13 protein-coding genes and 3 pseudogenes are annotated in these 18600 nt (G+C 70.9%); 11 read left to right on the forward strand and 5 right to left on the reverse strand.

Translation table 11 applies throughout. The features are described 5' to 3' along the window. Positions 1-41: 41 nt before the first annotated feature. The gene (locus tag ACFWJX_RS08600) at positions 42-1154 is read left to right on the forward strand and encodes a PP2C family protein-serine/threonine phosphatase (RefSeq protein WP_383238811.1); all 1113 of its coding nucleotides are present in this window, start codon (positions 42-44) and stop codon (positions 1152-1154) included. 88 nt (positions 1155-1242) lie between these two features. Then, positions 1243-1890, forward strand: coding sequence for a dihydrofolate reductase family protein (locus ACFWJX_RS08605; protein ID WP_383238814.1), 648 nt, complete (start codon positions 1243-1245; stop codon positions 1888-1890). Between the two features lie 63 nt (positions 1891-1953). On the opposite strand, the gene ACFWJX_RS08610 is transcribed toward ACFWJX_RS08605, so the two are convergent. The 3 genes from ACFWJX_RS08610 to ACFWJX_RS08620 all read right to left on the reverse strand — a co-directional run bounded on the left by ACFWJX_RS08610 (position 1954) and on the right by ACFWJX_RS08620 (position 4427). Then, complete coding sequence (locus tag ACFWJX_RS08610; protein ID WP_383238817.1) at positions 1954-2190, reverse strand: hypothetical protein; 237 nt, start codon at positions 2188-2190, stop codon at positions 1954-1956. Positions 2191-2330: 140 nt separating this feature from the next. Next, positions 2331-3206: an endonuclease/exonuclease/phosphatase family protein gene (locus ACFWJX_RS08615; RefSeq protein WP_383238820.1), complete on the reverse strand. Its 876-nt coding sequence runs from the start codon at positions 3204-3206 to the stop codon at positions 2331-2333. 249 nt (positions 3207-3455) lie between these two features. After that, positions 3456-4427 carry a hypothetical protein gene (locus ACFWJX_RS08620; protein WP_383238823.1) on the reverse strand — a complete coding sequence of 324 codons (972 nt, stop codon included), beginning with the start codon at positions 4425-4427 and terminating at the stop codon, positions 3456-3458. Positions 4428-4774: 347 nt separating this feature from the next. On the opposite strand from ACFWJX_RS08620, the gene ACFWJX_RS08625 reads away from it, so the two are divergent. From ACFWJX_RS08625 to ACFWJX_RS08635, 3 genes are all read left to right on the forward strand, one after another. Further along, a complete protein-coding gene (locus ACFWJX_RS08625; RefSeq protein ID WP_383238826.1) occupies positions 4775-5542 on the forward strand; it encodes an IclR family transcriptional regulator in 768 nt (255 codons plus the stop codon). A 104-nt stretch (positions 5543-5646) separates the two neighbouring features. Next, positions 5647-6582 (forward strand): PDR/VanB family oxidoreductase, encoded by a 936-nt coding sequence (locus tag ACFWJX_RS08630; RefSeq protein ID WP_383238829.1) that lies wholly within the window; start codon positions 5647-5649, stop codon positions 6580-6582. A 79-nt stretch (positions 6583-6661) separates the two neighbouring features. Further along, entirely contained in the window at positions 6662-7876 is a 1215-nt protein-coding gene (locus ACFWJX_RS08635) for a cytochrome P450 (RefSeq protein ID WP_383238832.1), read from the forward strand. 206 nt (positions 7877-8082) lie between these two features. On the opposite strand, the gene ACFWJX_RS08640 is transcribed toward ACFWJX_RS08635, so the two are convergent. Further along, positions 8083-10254 (reverse strand): TerD family protein, encoded by a 2172-nt coding sequence (locus ACFWJX_RS08640; protein WP_383238835.1) that lies wholly within the window; start codon positions 10252-10254, stop codon positions 8083-8085. A 55-nt stretch (positions 10255-10309) separates the two neighbouring features. Here ACFWJX_RS08640 and ACFWJX_RS08645 point away from each other — a divergent pair. The 4 genes and pseudogenes from ACFWJX_RS08645 to ACFWJX_RS08660 form a co-directional block, all read left to right on the forward strand. Continuing rightward, positions 10310-10776: pseudogene (locus ACFWJX_RS08645) on the forward strand (M1 family peptidase); the annotation flags it as partial. Between the two features lie 275 nt (positions 10777-11051). Then, positions 11052-12689 (forward strand): TlrC/CarA/OleB/SrmB family ABC-F type ribosomal protection protein, encoded by a 1638-nt coding sequence (locus ACFWJX_RS08650; protein ID WP_383238838.1) that lies wholly within the window; start codon positions 11052-11054, stop codon positions 12687-12689. Between the two features lie 32 nt (positions 12690-12721). Continuing rightward, positions 12722-13260 (forward strand): annotated as a pseudogene (locus ACFWJX_RS08655) (MOSC domain-containing protein). Positions 13261-13289: 29 nt separating this feature from the next. After that, positions 13290-13818: pseudogene (locus ACFWJX_RS08660) on the forward strand (phospholipid carrier-dependent glycosyltransferase); the annotation flags it as partial. Between the two features lie 316 nt (positions 13819-14134). Here ACFWJX_RS08660 and ACFWJX_RS08665 read toward each other — a convergent pair. Then, positions 14135-14473 carry a trypco2 family protein gene (locus ACFWJX_RS08665; protein ID WP_383238841.1) on the reverse strand — a complete coding sequence of 113 codons (339 nt, stop codon included), beginning with the start codon at positions 14471-14473 and terminating at the stop codon, positions 14135-14137. A 76-nt stretch (positions 14474-14549) separates the two neighbouring features. Between ACFWJX_RS08665 and ACFWJX_RS08670 the strand changes: the two genes are divergently transcribed. Both ACFWJX_RS08670 and ACFWJX_RS08675 read left to right on the forward strand, forming a co-directional pair. Continuing rightward, complete coding sequence (locus tag ACFWJX_RS08670) at positions 14550-16259, forward strand: trypsin-like serine peptidase (protein WP_383238844.1); 1710 nt, start codon at positions 14550-14552, stop codon at positions 16257-16259. Then, positions 16256-18541, forward strand: coding sequence for a tetratricopeptide repeat protein (locus ACFWJX_RS08675; RefSeq protein WP_383238847.1), 2286 nt, complete (start codon positions 16256-16258; stop codon positions 18539-18541). The genes ACFWJX_RS08670 and ACFWJX_RS08675 overlap by 4 nt, the downstream gene beginning before the upstream one ends. The last annotated feature ends 59 nt before the right edge of the window (positions 18542-18600 follow it).

Raw genomic sequence — 18600 nt, forward strand, 5'->3', positions numbered from 1 at the left:
GACCCCATCGTCACGCACTTCATCCCGATAAGATCCATTTTGTGATCAGATCAGGACAGCACCGGCGCCGCCACCGCCACCACGGTGGCCAGCGGCAGGCCGTGCTGCTGTCACCGGTGCTGGTCACCGTCCTCATCGCCGGCCTGGCGTTCTCCACTCCGAGGGAGATCGCCTTCAGCCGCCTCCTGCCCGCAGCACCCGCCCTCGCGGCCGCGATGTGGCCCGTACTCCCGACGGTCCTGCTGGGAGCGTTCTGCCTGCTGGTCATGGTCGGCGTCAGCTTCTTCCACTCCGATCTGGGGACGCCCTACACGGCTGCCGCGATCGCCGCGGTCACCCTCGCGGCCGCGTACGCGAGCCATCTCCGACTCCAGCGGGAGGAGATGCTCTTCCAGGTCCGGCTCGTCGCGGACGCAGCCCAGAAGGTGCTGCTGCGCCCGCTGCCACGCCGTATCCAGGACGTCGATATCGCATCGCTCTATCGGGCGGCCCAGGAGCAGGCCCGGATCGGAGGCGACTTCTACGAGGCGGCCGACACGCCGTACGGAGTCCGCCTGCTCATCGGCGACGTACGCGGCAAAGGCCTGTCAGCGGTGGGCGCGGCCGCGGCGGTGACCAACTGCTTCAGAGAGAACGCCTACGACCAGCCGGACCTGCAGGGTCTCATCCGCCGTCTGCAGATCACCATGACCCGTTACAGCGTCGCGATCCCCGCCGACGATCAACCAGAGCACTTCGCCACCGCCCTGATCGCCGAGATTCCGCACGGCAGCGGACACGTCAAGATCCTCAACTGCGGGCATCCACCACCGGTGTTCGTGCGGAGCGGGCAGATCCACGTGCTCGAGCCCAGCCACGCCTCCACGCCCCTCAACCTCGCGGCACTCCTCGGCGACCACTACCACGTCGACACGGTCGCCTTCGCCCCCGACGATCAGATGCTGCTCTACACCGACGGCGTCACGGAAACCCGCGACCGCACCGGCGAGTTCTTCCCCCTGCCCGGCTGGATGCAGCGACACAGCGCGGCCCCGCCCCGTGAGCTACTGGACCAGCTCCACCGGGACTTGCTCCGCTACGGCGGCGGAAGGCTGGACGACGACATCGCCGCCCTCGCCGTACGCTGCCGACACGCCTCGACTCAGGGGCCCTAGGGACGGAGTCCCCATGGCAGCGATCATTGGCGCACGACCGAGTGGATCCGACGAAGCTCGGCCAGCAGGAGGAAAGGAGTCGCCCGCCATGTCACTCGCCCGCGTCCACAACTTCTCCATCTCGCTCGACGGTTTCGCCACCGGTGAGGGTCAGAGCCATGACGCCCCGTTCGGCCACGCGGGGGAAAGGCTGCACGAGTGGATGTTCGCCACCCGGTGGTGGCACGAGATGACCGCCCGGCCCGGCGGGACCGGCGGCCTCGACGACGCCTACGTGCGGCAGTTCACGCCCGGGATCGGCGCGGAGATCATGGGTGCCGGCAAGTTCGGCCACCCCGGATGGCACGAGGACCCGGAGTGGAAGGGGTGGTGGGGTCCCAACCCGCCCTTCCACACACCGGCCTTCGTCCTCACCCATCACCCCCGCCCCTCGGTCGAGATGGAGGGCGGCACGACGTTCCACTTCCTCGACGCTTCGCCTGCCGAGGCGCTCCGGACGGCCCGCGAGGCCGCGGGCGGCAAGGACGTACGCATCGGCGGAGGGCCCACCACCATTCGCGACTTCCTCGCCGCCCGGCTCATCGACCACATGCACATCGTGGTGGTCCCGATCCTGCTCGGCAGAGGCGTACGCCTCTGGGACGGACTGGAGGGCCTCGAGAAGGACTACGACGTCGAGACCACCTCCTCGCCCAGCGGAGTCACGCACATGACGTTCACCCGCGCTGGTCTCTGAACCGCTTTCCGAGTCGGGCCGCAGTCGAAGGTCGCGCCATAGGCGCAGTGGCGTCTCAACCGATCATCGTCTCGAATTGCGCATCACTGCAGTAGGACCCGCGTGGCTCTCGGCGCCTGTGTCGTCGCCGACTGCTGCCACGGTGTCATCGAGGATGTGGCTGCCGTCGCGATCCAGACCCTCACGGTCCAGTACCTTCGCCGCGGCGACAGCCGCATGCCCTGGCACTTCGGCATCGTTGACAGTGAGCTGCCCGTTCTGACCGTCGTCCCTGTCGACGTCCTCGGCGCTCGCGGCCATCACCTTCTTGGCGTCCTGCCATCCCCGGAACGAGAAACCACAGAGTACGGATCACGCAGCCGACGCCGGGAGCCGATCTGCGGGTGGCTCCGGAGTTCGGGGTGGGTGACGATCTCCCACCTGGGCCGGGGACGTGGTGTTCAGTCCAGGTCGGCGTGCAGCGTGTCGTGGTCCGAGTACGGGGTGGCTTGCACGTGGTGGTTGAGCGGGGTGATGCCTCGCAGGAAGACGTAGTCGAACTTGCTCTGCCAATCGGTGGTCGTCTTGCAGGTTCCGGCGGGCGCCGGATGGCACTGGGGGTCTGCATCCGCGGCCAGTGCCCACATCGGAGCGAGTTCGGCGGCGTCCGGCACCGCGTTGAAGTCGCCGAGAACGATGGCGCGGTCGTGCCGGGCGACTTCTGCGGCGAGTACGCCGGTCTGCTCCGCCCGGACCGCTTCCTGACGTCGTTCGGCGAGGTGGGTGTTGAACACCCGGACGGACCGGCCGCCCACCATCGTGGTGACTGCCATGTACCCACGGTCCTCGGATCCGCCGTCGGGGTATTCCACGGTGACGCGGTCTGTCATCGGCGCTGCCGAGAGTACGGCCTGGCCGTAGGCACCCGGACTCCACGGCGCTCCCCCGCAACGGCCCCAGTTCCGAAGTACGCTCCCGTACTCGACGTGGTAAGCCAGCCCGTAGAGGCTCTCCAGATGATCCCGGATCCTCTCGACGTCGCGCACGCAGGCTTCCTGCAGGCCGACGACCTGGGGCGCGTACCTGGCGATCTCCGCTGCCCGGTCAACGTTGCTCGTCTCGCAGGGGTTGCAGATGTTCCACGTCATGACCCGGTTCGGTACGACCTCGCTCACGGCATCGGCGGGCAGCGACCTGACGAAGAGGGCATCGCCCGGTGCACTGGGGCCGACGAGCACCACGCAGGCAACGATCACGGCGCCCGCGAGCAACGGCGTACCCTTTCCGAACACCATCGCCTCCTGAGTGTGGATACCTACGGCAACTGACGTCTGCATGCACGAGGTTACGGGACACAACTGTCAGCGACACACGCGTGCGCCCCTTCACCTGGCCCTTTGCCGCGCCCCCCTCCGAAGCGACGATGACCCACCAGGTGCGGCGGCCGGTCGTAGGCGTACGGGCGACTGTCGTGGTGCACCGGGTCGAACGCGTCGTCGAGAGTCAGCGCCCGCGCGCACCCGCTTCGGACCATGGTGTGGCGCCCTCCGGCTACTGGCTACTGGCTACTGGCTACTGGCTACTGGCTACTGGATGTTCAGGCGGAGGGGGTGCGTCGCATCCACTGGGCAGGTGAAGACCCGGAGTTCGCCGAACCGGCCAACGTTCACGCCCGCGTCGCCACCGCTGTCCACCGTGAGGAACAGCCGTGCCGTCGCACCACAGGAACAGTCGACCGGCACCAGGTCCGTGGAATGCCAGCTCGGCCAGCCCCCGACCTTCCATCCTTCATGGCAGGCAGGGCTTCGATGCAACTCGATCCCCTGCCGATCCGCCCAGGCGTCCTGTGCGTCGACGAGATCCTCGGGCAGTTCGTCGCGGTCCGGAAGATCGGTCACCTCTACCGGGCCGAGTACACAGGGCCGGGGAACGTAGCGCGTGTCGGCGTCGTCGGACACGGGCGGAACCAGCACAGCCGTCACCGTCGCGGCCGAGCGGTGGCGCATCTCAACCGCGGGCCCCCCATAGTGCGGCTGCCCCGGAAGGCCGCTGTGGTCCTTCGGACACCACAGCACCTGCAGGACATCCATCCCCTCTGGCCACACGGCCGCCGGTACGTCCCGAGCGTGGAGTTGCAGCACGGCCACCATCGGCACCCCGTCGACGGAGGAGACCGGCACGCGACGGACCCGCTCCCACGTGATCATGTCCAGTGCGCCGGCGCCGTCCATGATCCGGGACTGGATGTCGGCCTCTTCCTCGGTGATCTCCCATGCCGCAGGCGACTTCCCGGCGCGGCGGGCGCGCATGTCGCGATCGATCCGCTGCATCGTCTCCCGGTCGGTGTCGGTGAGCCGGTCTCGCCCCTCGGCCAGGTGTGGCCCCCGGCACATCGGCCACGCCTCGGCAGCGGGCCACAACATCGGACCCGCCACCGAGCTGTCGTGCAGCCCGGGGGCGCCTGCGGTCGGGCGCAGCAGTGTGGCCTTACGGGCGAATGGAGCAAGGCCAGGAATGTCGGCGATGAGCACCTGGGCGTTCGGGCTGTGCGTCGTCACCCGGGCAACCGTAGTGTTCCTCGTTGCGGCCCACCTCGGGATTCACGCCGTGGGCGCTTCGCTCGACCGGAGTCCTCGGGCGAGCCCGGCTCGGCCACCGCGCAGGTCACCGAGCGCTACAGCACCGCGCCGTCGATGGCCCAGGACCGGATCACGGCAGCCGATCGAGACGACCGACGCCGTGCGGTCACGTTGGGAAAGGCCACGGCACCGTTCGACGACGTTCCGTCCTGGTGGGCGGTCCCGTCGAAGGCCGGCGGTCGACCGCCGCCGTCTGCACGGCCGGCTCGGTCGGTGCTCCGGTCCCGACGCTCGACCTGCGCTGTCAGTGGGCCGATCATGTCGTTGTGAGGACACGTACAGGTGAATCCGTCCTGTCACGGGCGGTGCGGATCTTCGAGGCGTTCACGCCGGAGGAGCCGGCTCTGACCGTCTCGCAGATCTCTCGGCGTACGGGGCTGCACCTGGCGACCGCTTCGCGGCTGGTGACCGAGTTGGTCTCGCACGGGTTCCTCGCGCGGGACGCGGACCGCCGGGTGCGGATCGGCGTACGACTGTGGGAGTTGGGGACGCGGGCCTCGCCCACCCTGTCGCTGCGGGATGCGGCGATGCCGTTCATGGAGGGCGTGCACGACGTGGTGGGGCACCACGTCCAGATCGGTGTGCCGGAGGGCGACGAGGTGCTGTTCCTGGAACGGCTCACGGAACCGGGAGCCATCATCAACTACACCCGCATCGCGGGCCGGCTACCGCTGCACGTGTCCTCCAGCGGCCTGGTGCTGCTCGCCCATGGACCCGCCGAGTTGCAGGAACGCATCCTCGCCGGGCCGCTTCCCGCCCACACGCGCCACACCATCACCACGGCCACCGTACTGCGGTCCACCCTTGCCGCCGTCCGGCAGCAGGGGTACGCCTACTGCCCCGGATACTTCCACGAGGACGCCCTCGGCATCGCGGCCCCGGTGCGCGATGTCCGGGGTGACGTGGTGGCCGCCCTGTCGGTGATCGTGCCCAACGACGCCGGGGCCGTTTCCGTCGTACCGGTGGTGCGGACCGCCGCCCGCGGCATCTCCCGGGCCCTCGCGGCTCGGGGGGCCCGCGGCCTGCCCGGCTGAAGGCTCGCCACTTTGTCTCTCACTGAATGAGAGTGCCGTGGCGCCTCGCGGATGCCCGCGCGCATCCTTCCTGCAACCCAGTGACGGGAGGCGACACAGTGGTCGTGACGTTGGAGGTCTCCGCCAAGGAGGACGTGGCCGAGGGAGTGGTCGCGTTGACCCTCGTCCATCCGACGGGTGCGCGGCTGGCGGACTGGACACCCGGCTCCCACGTCGAACTTGTACTGCCCGAGGGGACGGTCCGGCACTACTCGCTGTGCGGGAACCGATGGGACGCGTACACGTACCGGATCGCTGTGCTGCGTGAGCCGCAGGGGCACGGTGGCTCCGCCTACGTGCACGACGTCCTGCGCGCGGGCGACCGGGTCGGGGTCGGCGGGCCGCGCAACCACTTCCCGCTGGTGCCGTCGGAGAGGTACCTGTTCATCGCGGGCGGTATCGGCATCACACCGCTGCTGCCGATGATGCATCAGGCCGACCTCCTCGGCTTGGAATGGCAGTTGCTGTACGGCGGGCGGAGCCGGGCGGCCATGGCCTTCCACGAGGAACTGTCGGCCGCCTACGGCGAGCGGGTGCGCATCGTGCCGCAGGACGAGTACGGACCGCTCGACCTCGCCTCCTGGCTCGGAACGCCCCGGCCGGGCACCAGGGTCTACTGCTGCGGTCCCGCTCCGCTCCTCGCCGCTGTGGAGGCCGACTGCTCCGGCTGGCCGCGGTACTCGCTGCGCACCGAGCGGTTCACCGCGGCCGACCAGGCCGCACCGGTGCGTGACACCCCCTTCGAGGTCGACCTGCGGCGCACGGGTCGCACCGTCACGGTCACCCCGGACGTCTCGGTACTCGATGCGGTACGCCGAGCGGGGGCGCAGGTGCTCTCCTCCTGCGAGCAGGGCACCTGCGGCACCTGCCTCACCCCGGTCCTTCAGGGCCTGCCGGACCACCGCGACTCGATCCTCACCGGTCACCAAAGGGCGGCAAACGACTGCATGTTCCTGTGCGTGTCCCGCTCGTGCGGCGACCGCCTGGTCCTCGACCTCTGAGATCTCCGGACCCTCCGCGCCGTCCGTCCCTTGAGACGTCTGATCCACCCCCGTACTCGAGCCGTGCCCAGGAGCCGCCATGTCCGCAACCGCCGAGCAAGCCGCGGCAGTGCCCGTCTGCGACGCCGACCCCTTCTCACCCCCCGTCCTCGAGCAGCCGGAGGAACTCCACCACATGCTGCGGACCGCCGGGCCCGTGGTGTACCTCTCCCGCTACGACGTCCACGCCCTGGCCCGCTACGAGGAGGTGCACGCCGTGCTGGTGGACTGGCAGCGCTTCGAGTCCGGGGCCGGGGTGGGGTTGGCCGACTTCCGGCACGAAGAACCGTGGCGTCCGCCGAGCTTGTTGCTGGAGGCCGATCCGCCCCGGCACGACGCCCCGCGCCGGGTGCTGCGGGAGATCCTCGCCCCGCCCGCGCTGCGCCGCCTGCGCGAGACGTGGCACGCGGCGGCGGAGGAGACGGTCGACAGCGTCCTCAGCAGTGGAACGGAGTTCGACGCCTTCACCGCGCTGGCGAGTGCCTTCCCGTTGCGGGTCTTCCCCGACGCCGTGGGCCTCGGCCCAGACGGCCGGGAGAACCTCCTGCCGTACGGCAACATGGCCTTCAACGCCTTCGGACCTGTCAACGAGCTGGTGAAGGCCGATGCCCACCGGGTGGCAGGCCTGTCGGCGTGGGTGAACGCCCAGTGCGTCCGCGAGGCACTGGCCGAGGACGGATTCGGGGCGCGGATCTGGGCCGCCGCCGACCGCGGTGACCTCACACACGCGCAGGCACCGCTCGTGGTCCGCTCCCTCCTCACGGCCGGCGTCGACACCACGGTGCACGGACTGGCCGCCTGCCTGTACGCGTTCGCCACCCACCCCGAGCAGTGGCAACGGCTGCGGGAGCGGCCCGAGTCGGCGCGGGCCGCCTTCGACGAGGCGGTGCGCTGGCAGTCACCGGTGCAGACCTTCTTCCGGACCACCACCACCGATGTGACGATCGCCGGCACCGTCATCCCCGAAGGCACGAAAATTCTGATGCTCCTCGGGGCCGCCAATCGTGACCCCGCCCGCTGGAACGACCCGGACCGCTTCGACCTCACCCGCGACCCCTCCGGCCACGTCGGCTTCGGTATGGGCATCCACCAGTGCGTCGGCCAGCACGTCGCCCGTCTGGAGGCCGAGGCCCTGCTGACCGCCCTGGCCCACCGCGTCGACCGGATCGAACTCACCGGCACACCGCGCCGCCACCCCAACAACACCCTGCGCTCCTGGGCATCCCTGCCCGTGCGCGTCCACCCAGCCGTCTGAGCCACCAGCCACTGGGGCACGCCGGGCGCTTCGGCCGGGGCGGGCCACGCGGACAGGCCACCGAAAACGGCTCGGGCGGTGCTCGCGCGGTGAGCGCGGGCACCGCCCGGAGCGATGTCGTTGGCGAGGAAAGCGAAGGAACTTGTTTCAGGAAAGGAGTTGAGAAGGAAGCCCCTTCATGGCCTCGCCGCGGACCACGCTAGCACTCAGCCGGGGATCAAGTCGCGCAGATTTTCGAGGGTGATGACCCGGGAGTCCGGGTGCAGTCCCTCGGGTCGTTCGAGACCGATGTACGTCACGGGCTCGTCCGGGACCGGCCCGCCGTCCCACAGATCCACGGCCGTGGTGTCGCCGGACATCAGGTCGATCAGGTACCGCACCGTCAGATGCTCGCGCTCGACGAGGGCGCGCACCACCTTGGACACCGACACCTGGTTCTCCTCGACCCGGTTGGCCGACGAGATGCCCTTCAGATACAGGTGCAGCCACTTCGCGCGCCACCGGCCGTCGTCCTCGCGCCGGAACACCAGCGGCAGGGCCACTCGGCCCGCCCCGCGAAGCTCCGACTTCATCCGCACCGTGCGCGGCTCGAACGGCCGGCCCTTCTGCTCACCGTCGCGCAGCATGAAGCCGAAGAACGACTCCTCGACCTCCTCGAAGCCCTCGCCGGCGAAGATGTTGACCTGCGGAACGATGAAGGTGCTGCGTACGCGGTCCAGGGACAGGTTGATGAATTCCGAGGCTCCGTCGGGAGCCTCGGTGACATCGCCCGAGTGCGTGCCTCCGACAGCTTTGAGGGAGGTGTAGGAGAGCCAGGAGTCGGTGCTGTAGTCGGCGTGGAGAAGCAGCGCCGAGAGGTCGTAGTCGGTCCGGTCCTCCGTCTCCTTCCAGTACACGAAGAAGCGCAGTTGTTCGCCGTCGACGGCCGAGACCGAACCCCGCGGCAGCACGCCGAGCCCGGCCGCGGTCGCCCGGCCGCTGAGCGGGAGCGCCACGTCGAGGACGTCGGGGCCGAGCAGCAGCCGGTCCGGTACGGGGAGCCTGCGGCGCAGTTCGGTGTCGAGGGCGGCGATCAGACGATCGCGGTCGGCGGCGGGGACGGGCGGCCGGGCGTCCGGGGTGACCCAGCCGCGGCCCCGGCGGTTGACGAAGATCCGGGGTTCGGCGGTCGCCCGTTCCCGGTTCTGGAAATGCTCGCGGACCGACAGGACGACCCGGCCGGAGACCTCGGGAGCGACGCGTACCGCGGCGGCCACCACCGCGTCGCGTTCGTCCTGGTCGGCGGCGATACGCAGCAGGAGGTCCAGGGCTCGGAACAGCTTGCCGGGAGCGGACGCCAGCAGCCGCACCGCGCCGAGGACGTCGTACTCGTCGAGCAGCTTCTCCACCCGGCTGTCGAAGGACCGGGCCTCCTTCTCGCCCCGCGCTACGGCGAACACGTCGGCGGCGTGCGGCCAGCGCGGGTACTCGTGCGGATGCAGACGCTCACCGAGGCGCTTGAACGGTTCGCGGTGCGCGTGTACGTCGGCCAGCTTGGCGGGGTTCGCCGCGACCACGGTGTCGAGGCCCGCGAGCAGTGCGCGGCGGGCCGGCCGCGAGAGTGCCCGGAACCGGGTCGGTTCCTGCAGCGTCACGTCGCCGCCCGACAGCGCGCAGGCCAGCCGCAGCACATCGGTGACGGTGTCCAGCAGGAGGTCCGCGCCCGCCGCGAGGCGGGCTTCGTTGACGACCGCCCGGTTCTCCCGGACCGGGATCGACTCCGGCTGGGGGCCGGACGCGCACCGCTCGGCGAGGGTCTTGAGATCGCGCAGGTGCTCCTCGCCCAGCGGCGTCGTGCTGCCCGCCAAAGCCAGGTAGAGGTCGGTGAGTTCGTCGTCCAGGTCCCGTCCGAGGTGCAGGACGGTCACCCGGTCGCCCGCCGAGGCGATCAGCTCGTCCTGCGCCGCGAGCATCTCCTCGTAGGTGTGCTGGTAGCGGCCGTACGTGGGGAGGCTGAGCAGGTCCAGCACTCCGTGTGCCAGCTGCGTCAGCACGTTCTCACGCGACGCGTCGTCGCCGAGCGCCTTCGTCACACACCGCATCCAGAACTCTTCGGTGTCCGGCACGTTCGCCGGAAAGTCGATGAAGTACGCGTTGTGCCGGACGTGGTCGCCCACCATTTCGCTCACGGTGCGCAGCGTCCGCCTGGCGGTGTGCACGACCGCGGCCTCGGACAGCCCCGACAGCCGCTCCAGCAGTTCCGCCGAGAGTTTGAATCCCACGGAGGTCAGCGCCGCGTCGAACTGCCGCGCGGCGGTGGCCCCTTCCCCGGCGGAGCCCTTGGGGGTGGAGAGGCGGTGGGTGTGCCGGATGACCAGCGATTCGAGACTGTGCGCCATTCGGGGATGATCGCAGAGGTGTGCGAGTCGGCGCACAGGAGTTTCCTCGCCGACGCGGGACTCCGCCTGGGCCGCGGGACCTTTCCGCACGGCGACGGACACCACACCCGGGGGCGTGCGCGTGACGTCGTACTGGACGCCCGGCACCCCTGCCGCGGGCGTGCGCCTCACCGCACGGACGCCGTCACCGCGATCGACCGGTTCGGCCGGGGGTTCGGCCGCTATCCGTACGCGGGGTCGACCTCGTGATGACCAGCGGGTTCGGCGGCGGCACGGAGTACCCCGGTCTCGTTCTCCTCGGCACCACCGAGGAGGGCAGCGCCGTCGTCCACGAGGTGGCACAACCAGTGGTGGTACGCCATCGTCGGCGACGACGGGTACTCCTCACCGTGGCTGGACGAGAGCTTCGCCCCGTACGCCAACGCCCGCTTCCACGGCTGGGACACCCTCGACTGCTGGTCGGACGTTCACTGGCCCGACGACGACACCGCGCTGACCGGCTCGACGGCCTACTGGTCGCAGCGCCCCCGCCGAACCTCTTGGGACGGACCCCTTGCCGCCTCCCCGGGGAAATCGCTTGCCGGTGTGCGTCGATGCCCTCTACGGTGCTGCGCATGGGTTCCCTGTGACAGTCCCCGTGCGACTGCGTTGAGTTCGGCTCCGTAGTCGCGCGTTCTCATCCGTGCTTCCGCTCCTCTCGCGATGTCGGCCTTCCGACGTGCCGCGGAGTGTTTCCGGCGTGCGCGGATGCGTCCGTCCACCCGTGCCGATCGGCCCGGCCGAGAACAGGGGACCCCGTGCCTGCTGCACAGCTAACTCTTCAGAACGTCACCCGCCGCTACGACGACCACGTCGTGCTGGACGAGGTGTCCTTCAGCATCAAGCCCGGCGAGCGGGCCGGCATCATCGGTGACAACGGAGCCGGAAAGTCCACCCTGCTGCGGCTGATCGCCGGGCAGGACCGGCCCGACAACGGCGAGCTGACCGTGAGCGCGCCGGGCGGACTGGGCTATCTCGCCCAGTCGTTGGCCCTGCCGCCCGAGGCCACCGTCCAGGACGCGGTGGATGCGGCCCTTGCCGGTCTGCGTGATCTCGAAGCGCGGATGCGTCAGGCCGAAGCCGGACTCGTGGGCTCGTCGGGGGCGCGGCTCACAGCCGCGTTGGACTCGTACGCCCGACTGGTCGCCCGGTACGAGGCGCGCGCCGGCTATGAAGCCGACGCCCGAGTGGACATCGCCCTGCACGGACTCGGCCTGCCGGGCCTGGCGCGGGACAGGATCCTGGGCACGCTGTCGGGCGGTGAGCGGTCACGGCTGGCGCTGGCCGCGACCCTGGCGTCCCGGCCGGAGTTGCTCCTGCTGGACGAGCCGACCAACGATCTCGACGACCAGGCGGTGGGATGGCTGGAAGCACACCTGCGGGCGCATCGCGGCACGGTGCTCGCGGTCACCCACGACCGGGTGTTCCTGGAACGGGTCACCACCACGATCCTGGAGGTCGGCGAGGGCAAGGTCGCGCGTTACGGCGACGGCTACGACGGCTACCTCGCCGCCAAGGCCGCTGGGCGGCGGCGCCGTATGCAGGAGTACACGGACTGGTGCACCGAGCTGGCACGCAATCAGAGGCTGGCCGTCACGAACGTGGCCCGGCTGGAGGCGATCCCGCGCAAGCTGCCGATCGCCGTCTTCGGCCACGGCGGCTTCCGTACCCGCAGCCGTGGTCACGGGGCGGCAGGCCGTATCCGCAACGCGAAGGAGCGTGTCGAACGGCTGACGGACCATCCTGTCGCGCCGCCGCCCGATCCGCTGGTGTTCGCCCCTCGGCTGGCCACCGGCGACGGTGACACGTCGCAGGCCGCGGCGGAACTCACCGGCATACGTGTCGGTGACCGGCTGTACGTGCCGTCGCTGCGGATCGGCGGCGAGGAGCGGCTGTTGGTCACCGGGCCCAACGGGGCGGGCAAGACGACGCTGATGCGGGTGCTGGCGGGTGAACTGCCGCCCGACGGGGGGACAGTACGCACGCGAGGCCGAGTCGGGCACCTGAGGCAGGAGGAGACACCCTGGCCGCCCGGTCTGTCGGTCCCGCAAGCGTTCGCCCACGGCCGCGGGGGCGACCTGGACGAGCACACCGACCAACTCCTGTCCCTCGGCCTGTTCAGCCCCGCCGACCTGCGACTGAAAGTGAGCGAGCTGTCCTACGGGCAACGGCGCCGGATCGAGCTGGCCCGCCTGGTCGGCGAACCCGTCGACCTGCTGCTGCTGGACGAACCCACCAACCATCTCTCCCCCGCTCTGGTCGAGGAACTGGAAGGAGCCCTGGCCGCCTACCGAGGCGCGGTCGTCGTCGTCACCCACGACCGCCGCATGCGTCACCGCTTCACCGGCAGGCACGTGGACCTGAACGCCGGCCGTGTCGAACGGTTAGGGTCGTGACTGATCATCGTCAATCGAGGGGAGCTCCGAGGATGAGCGGGATGGTTACGGCGGTCAGCAGCAACGGCGCGTATGCGTTCACCAAGCCGAACCGGGAGAGCATCACGCTGCTCGCCGGGCTCGGTGTGGAGGGTGACGTCCATGCCGGAGTGACCGTCAAGCACCGCTCGCGGATCGCTCAGGACCCCACCCAGCCGAACCTGCGCCAGGTCCACCTCGTCCAGGAGGAACTCTTCGCCGAGGTCGGTGCGGCCGGATTCGCGGTGGCGCCCGGTGACCTCGGCGAGAACATCACCACCCGCGGCATCGATTTGCTCGGCCTGCCGGTCGGCACGCTGCTGCGCATCGGCGAGGCAGAGCTGGAGGTGACCGGGCTGCGCAATCCCTGCCTGCAGATCGACAACTTCCAGGAAGGCTGCTGAAGCAGGTCGTCGGCCGCGACGAGGCCGGGAACATCGTGCGCAAGGCCGGAATCATGAGCATCGTGAAGGAGGGCGGCGTGGTGCGTCCGGGCGACGCCGTCGAGGCGGAGCTTCCCAGCGGGCCGCACCGGCCCCTCGAGCGGGTCTGAGGTCTCTCCCCTGGGACAGGCCGCGCGGTGCGCCCCACACGTACGAGTCCAGTCCCTGGTGTTGGCCATTCCTCGGCCGCCCGGTGTTGTTCCGTTACGAGTCGCCGAAACCCGGCACGGACGGCTGCCATGCGACCGCCGACTGTTCGCAGGCGATCCTCGCCCTGGGGACACCGCTGCCGTGGTGGTCGGCATGCTGCGCACTCGTGTACCTGCTCCACCGATGGGCGCTGCGCCGCGACTGGCGCGCCGGCGCCATCCTGTGTGCGGTGGGTGCCGGTCATCCGCCTTGGTTCCTGTACCAGGACCGGGACGGTCTTCTCCTTCTACGCGGTCGTCTTCGTGCCGTACCTGAGCCCGGCCGTGACCATGATGCTCGGAGCGCTGCTGGGTCCGCCGGGGGCGGCTGACGAGCGCCGCATACGTGGTGCGGTGGCAGCGGGGGTGCTTGTCCTGCTCAACGCCTGGAACTTCACCCATTTCTTCCCGCTCTACACCGGGCAGACGATCCCGCAGGGCGACTGGCGCGCCAGGATGTGGCTCGACACGTGGATCTGAGCCCGCGGCGGGGCCAGGCGGCCGCCTGTGCGCGCCCTCGCCCCAGGCGGGGACCGACGCGGCGTCACACGCCGGGGCAGGCACAGACGCCGGTGACGCAAGTCGGAAACCCAGACGTCGTCACCCCGCCCGGGTGCCGCCTGCTCGTGCTGCCGCGGTGTCGGCGCCCTGGGCTCCCTCCACCAGGTGCCGGCAGTCGCTGGGCGGGATCGCGCAGGCAGGGCGGAACGGCTGACCGCAGGAACGCGCCGCCCTGAAGTCTCCGCGCCCCACCCACGCCCTCACCAGCAGCGGCGTCACCACACAGGACACGGTCCTAGCGGCTGCTCCCGTCGTCCGGCTCCGGGGACGCATGGTCCTCGTTCCGGCTGACCGAGACCCGTCCTCCCGTGCTCGTCTCCGGCTTCAGTTCGACCTGTACCTGATGGGTCGTCTGGCGGTCTACGGATCCGCCCAGTTCGGCCGTCACCACGCCGATGCGCACTCCGCCGCGGGCTGTTCCGGACTGGTGGACCTGCACCGTGAACGTCAGGCTCACCTTCTCCACGGTGAATCCCAGGGCTCGGCCCTGCGCCTCGTCACGGGCCCGCTCCAGTTCGCCCCGGATCTGACGGATCACCTCGGTCAGCCCCACGAACCCCGGTCCGTCCGTCAACTCGCATCCCCCGTAAGCTCGTTGATCTCCTGTCGCCACAGTATGCGGCAGGACCAAGCGCTCGTATAGTTCTGGTATGGCGGCCGACGGGGGTGTCGATGATGGTTCGTCACTGGGGACGCCTTGCTGGGCTGTGCGCATCCGGCGGGCGGACGGGAAGATCGCGGGCGCCGGCATTCTGCTGAGCCCGGACCGGGTTCTCACCTGTGCGCACGTGGTCGCGGACAGGGACGCGCGGTTCACCGCGGAGTTCGTCGGAGCAGCGCCCGGTCTCGCGGTGCCCTCGGTGACGGCGTGGGTCGACGGGGACGCCTACGTGCCGAACACCCGGGACGCCGACGGAGATCCGAGCGGTGATGTGGCACTGCTGCGGCTCGAGCGTCCGAGGCCCCCCGGTGAAACGACACTGCTGCACCGGCTCTCCGCGACCGACCGCGCGGTGCAGATGTACGGCTTCCCCTACGACCACAACGGCGGCATCTGGTTCCGGGCCGTCATCGTCGGTGGCTGCGGTCGCGACGGGCAGGTCCAGTTGAGCCCGACGAGCCCCGGCGAACTCGCCAGCGCGGGATGCAGCGGCTCGGGCGTGATGGACACGTTGACCGGGAAGGTCATCGGGATGGTCCTCAGCGGGATCGGGGACCGGCACGGGAACCTGTTCTCCTTCATGAGCCCGGCCGAGACCATCGTCCGGCACCTCCCCGAGGTCGACCGGTGGACGCGGGGAAGGACAGCCGTCGACGACCGGCTCCGGTCCACACGGAAGGACGCGGCCGAGGCCCTGCTCGACGAGCCGTTCGCCCAGCGCCTCACCGACTGGCTCCAGGACGACGGACAGCAGGTGAAGATCAGCCTCGTGCCCGTCGGCGACACGGTGCGGGCCGCCACCCTGCGGCGCGCCATCACCCTGGCCGACCGGGAGTTACGCACCGCGGCCTCCGTGAACCGGGCTTCCCTCGATCCGCCCGGCACCGTCCCCTCGGCCGGCGGTCACGACCTGGCCGTGGACGCGGCGGGGCTCACCTCCGCCCGGATCGGGGAGCGGATCGCCGAGCGCATGGGGCTGTGGCAGCATCCGGCCGACCCGGTGGCCGAACGGATCAGGGCCGCGGACGTCACCCTCACCGTGGTCGTCGTCGGGGTGGACGAGGCAGCCGACCCGCCGGCTCTCCTGGAACTCCTCAAGACCCTGCGGGCCAAGGGCAACCGCCTGCTGCTGGTCTTCCGCACCGCCGACGCCACCTACCACCGGGCCCGGCACGAACTGGTCGTCGAGCCCGAACGGGAACGTCGCGCACGCCTCGTCGAGCGGCTGGAACAGATCACCGGACCCCTCGCGCAGACCCTGCACCGGCGGCTGGCGGCCGTACGGGCCGAAGGCGTCCGGCCCGCCGACGCGGACCTGGTGAGAGCCCATGCCGCACTGGCGACGCTCAGACTCGCGCAGGACGGCGGCGGCCCGAGCCCGGACCTGGTCCGCTACGAGCGGCTCGCCGACCGGGTGGCCGCACGCATGACCACGGCCATCGGCACACTCGACCGGCTCCTCGAGCGGCGGGAGGAACTCGACGGCAGGCTGCGCGGCTACCACGTCCTGCACCTCGACGCCGTACACGGCAAGGAGGAGGACCTGGCTCTGGACGCTCTCCGGCTCCGCGCGCACGAACTGTTGCAGGCCAGGCCGTGCGACGTGAAGGCCGCCGAGGCCGCCGTGGAGGCCTACACCCGCCACGTGGACCGCGGGGCCCCTCCTCGGCAGGGACAGGGAGGTGCCTCCGCGTCATGACATCCCCGTCGGCGCCGTGCCCGAGACCCGACTGCACGGGCGGCGCCATCATGGTGACCGGCTTCTGCGACACCTGTCACCGCCGGCCACCCGAGAGGGCCCGCGTGGCCCCGGCGCGGCCCGCCGCCGTACCCGAGGCGCCCGCGCGCCGGCCCGCCGGGCCGGTCGCCGACGCACTCGACAACGACGGCCTGCTGATCCTGCCGTACATCCCCTCCCCCGACCCGAGCGAGGCCGCGCCCACCACCGCCAGCCCACCCACCGGGGGCCGACGCTGCGGCGTCGACAACTGCGCCGGCACCATCGGCGTCACCTACGCCGGCGGCCCCGCCCTCACCCACGGCTACTGCCCCCAGTGCGGCCGGGAGTACTCCTTCGAGCCTCGGCTGAACCCCGGCGACCGCGTCGGCGGGCACTACCGGGTACTCGGCTACCTCGCGGTGGGCGGCATCGGCTGGGTCTACCTGGCGGAGGACACCAGGGTGCCTGACCTGCACGTCGTCCTCAAAGGGCTGATCAACACCGGTGACGCCGTCGCCCGGCGGTCGGCCGTCGAGGAGCGCCGCTCGCTCACCACGCTCCACCACCGGGACATCGTGCGCATCGTGACGTACGTCCAGCACCAGGAGCCCGGCGAGGCGGAACCCACCGGGTACATCGTCATGGAGTACGTGGGCGGCCGCTCGCTCGACTGGATCCGGCGCGCCTCCGACGAGGAACTGGCCCACCTGTTCGGCGGCTCCTTCGGCATCGGCCATGTGATCACCTACGGCTGCAAGATCCTCGGTGCCCTGGAGTACCTGCACGCCCAGGGGCTGCTGTACTGCGACATGAAGCCCGACAACGTCATCCACTACGGGCGCGACATCAAGGTGATCGACCTCGGAGCCATCCGGCGGACCGACGACCGCACCTCCAGCCTCGTCTACACGTCGGGTTACGCGCCGGCGAAGTCGGAACGCGACGAACGCGGTTTCCACATCGACACCGACCTGTACACCGTCGGCAAGACCCTGGAGACCCTCGCCGCCCGCGCCGAGCCGCCCGCCGGGCTCGCCGCCCGCTCGTTCGACGCGCTGATCAGACGCGCCACCCACGCCGAATGGGCGGCCCGGTTCACCTCCGCGGCCGAGATGTCCCGCCAGCTGTGGGAGGTGCTGCGCGAGCACCAGGCGCTCAGCGGGCACGAGCCGTACCCGGAGCGCTCCACCCGGTTCGAGCCGACGGCGGCCCTCTTCGGCGCGACGCTCGGCACGGTGCCGTCGCTGGAGCACTGGACCGGGCGGTCGGGCCCCGGGGTGCCGGAGCTACCGGTCGGGGCGCCGGATCCCGGGGACACCGCGCGGGCCCTGCCCGTGCCGATCCCCGACCCGCACGACGCGGCCGCCGTACTGCTCGGCGGTCTCGTGTCCGGCAGCCCCGAGCGCATCGCGGAACGGGCCGAACGGGACCCGCAACTCGACACGGTCGAGACCTCGTTGTGGCTCTGCCGCGCCTACCTCGACACGGGGGACACGGACCGGGCCGGGCGGTGGCTCGACAGGGCCGGCCGGCAGAGCGGTGCCTACGACTGGCGGATCTACTGGCACCGGGGCCTGCGGTGGCTGACGGGCGGCCAGGTCCAGGAGGCCGAGGGCGAGTTCGCCGCCGTCTACGCCTCGCTGCCCGGGGAGTCGGCGCCGAAGCTCGCGCTCGGTTTCTGCGCGGAGCACCTCTCCGCCGCGGAACGCCAGACCGAGGCGTACTACGAGGCCGTGTGGCGGCGGGACCGGACCCAGGGCAGCGCGGCCTTCGGGCTCGCCCGGCTCCATCTGCGCCACGGGGACCGGGCACGGGCCGTCGCGGTCCTCGACGAAGTGCCGACGACCTCACGGCACTACGACGCCGCGCGCGTCGCGGCGATCCGCGTGCTCGCCGGCCGGCTGGACGCCACCGGGCCCACGGTGGACGAGCTGGCCGACGCGGACCGGCGGCTGACCCTGCTCGAGGAGCACCTGTCCGGCGGCGGGACATGGGACCGGCTGGTCGCCGAGGTCCGCGAGAACGCCTTCGCCTGCCGTCCGCCCGACGGGTGGGGGCCGCGCTTCCCGGCCGGTGAGCGCTTCGGGCGGGCGGACACACCGCGGGATGCGAGCGCGCTGCTGTCCCGCTCGCTGAAGCGACTCGCGGACCAGGCGGGTGACGCCGCCGAGCGCGGTGACCTGCTCGACCGGGCGTACGCGGTTCTCCCGCAGGCCGCCGGTCTGCGGGAGCTGCTGCACGGGTGGCGGCGGACGGCATGAAGGGACAGGGCCCGGGGGCGGCGTGCCGACGGGCCGGGAACGGGCCGACGGCCCGCCGA

The sequence above is a fragment of the Streptomyces sp. NPDC058335 genome, from assembly GCF_042723915.1.
GTDB lineage: Bacteria > Actinomycetota > Actinomycetes > Streptomycetales > Streptomycetaceae > Streptomyces.

Bases quoted from the DNA above. Each gene is read 5' to 3' on its own strand.
- ACFWJX_RS08640 (WP_383238835.1), bottom strand. From the start codon at position 10,254: ATGGCGCACAGTCTCGAATCGCTGGTCATCCGGCACACCCACCGCCTC.
- ACFWJX_RS08670 (WP_383238844.1), top strand. From the start codon at position 14,550: ATGGCGGCCGACGGGGGTGTCGATGATGGTTCGTCACTGGGGACGCCT.
- ACFWJX_RS08610 (WP_383238817.1), bottom strand. From the start codon at position 2,190: ATGGCCGCGAGCGCCGAGGACGTCGACAGGGACGACGGTCAGAACGGG.
- ACFWJX_RS08635 (WP_383238832.1), top strand. From the start codon at position 6,662: ATGTCCGCAACCGCCGAGCAAGCCGCGGCAGTGCCCGTCTGCGACGCC.
- ACFWJX_RS08605 (WP_383238814.1), top strand. From the start codon at position 1,243: ATGTCACTCGCCCGCGTCCACAACTTCTCCATCTCGCTCGACGGTTTC.
- ACFWJX_RS08615 (WP_383238820.1), bottom strand. From the start codon at position 3,206: ATGCAGACGTCAGTTGCCGTAGGTATCCACACTCAGGAGGCGATGGTG.
- ACFWJX_RS08675 (WP_383238847.1), top strand. From the start codon at position 16,256: ATGACATCCCCGTCGGCGCCGTGCCCGAGACCCGACTGCACGGGCGGC.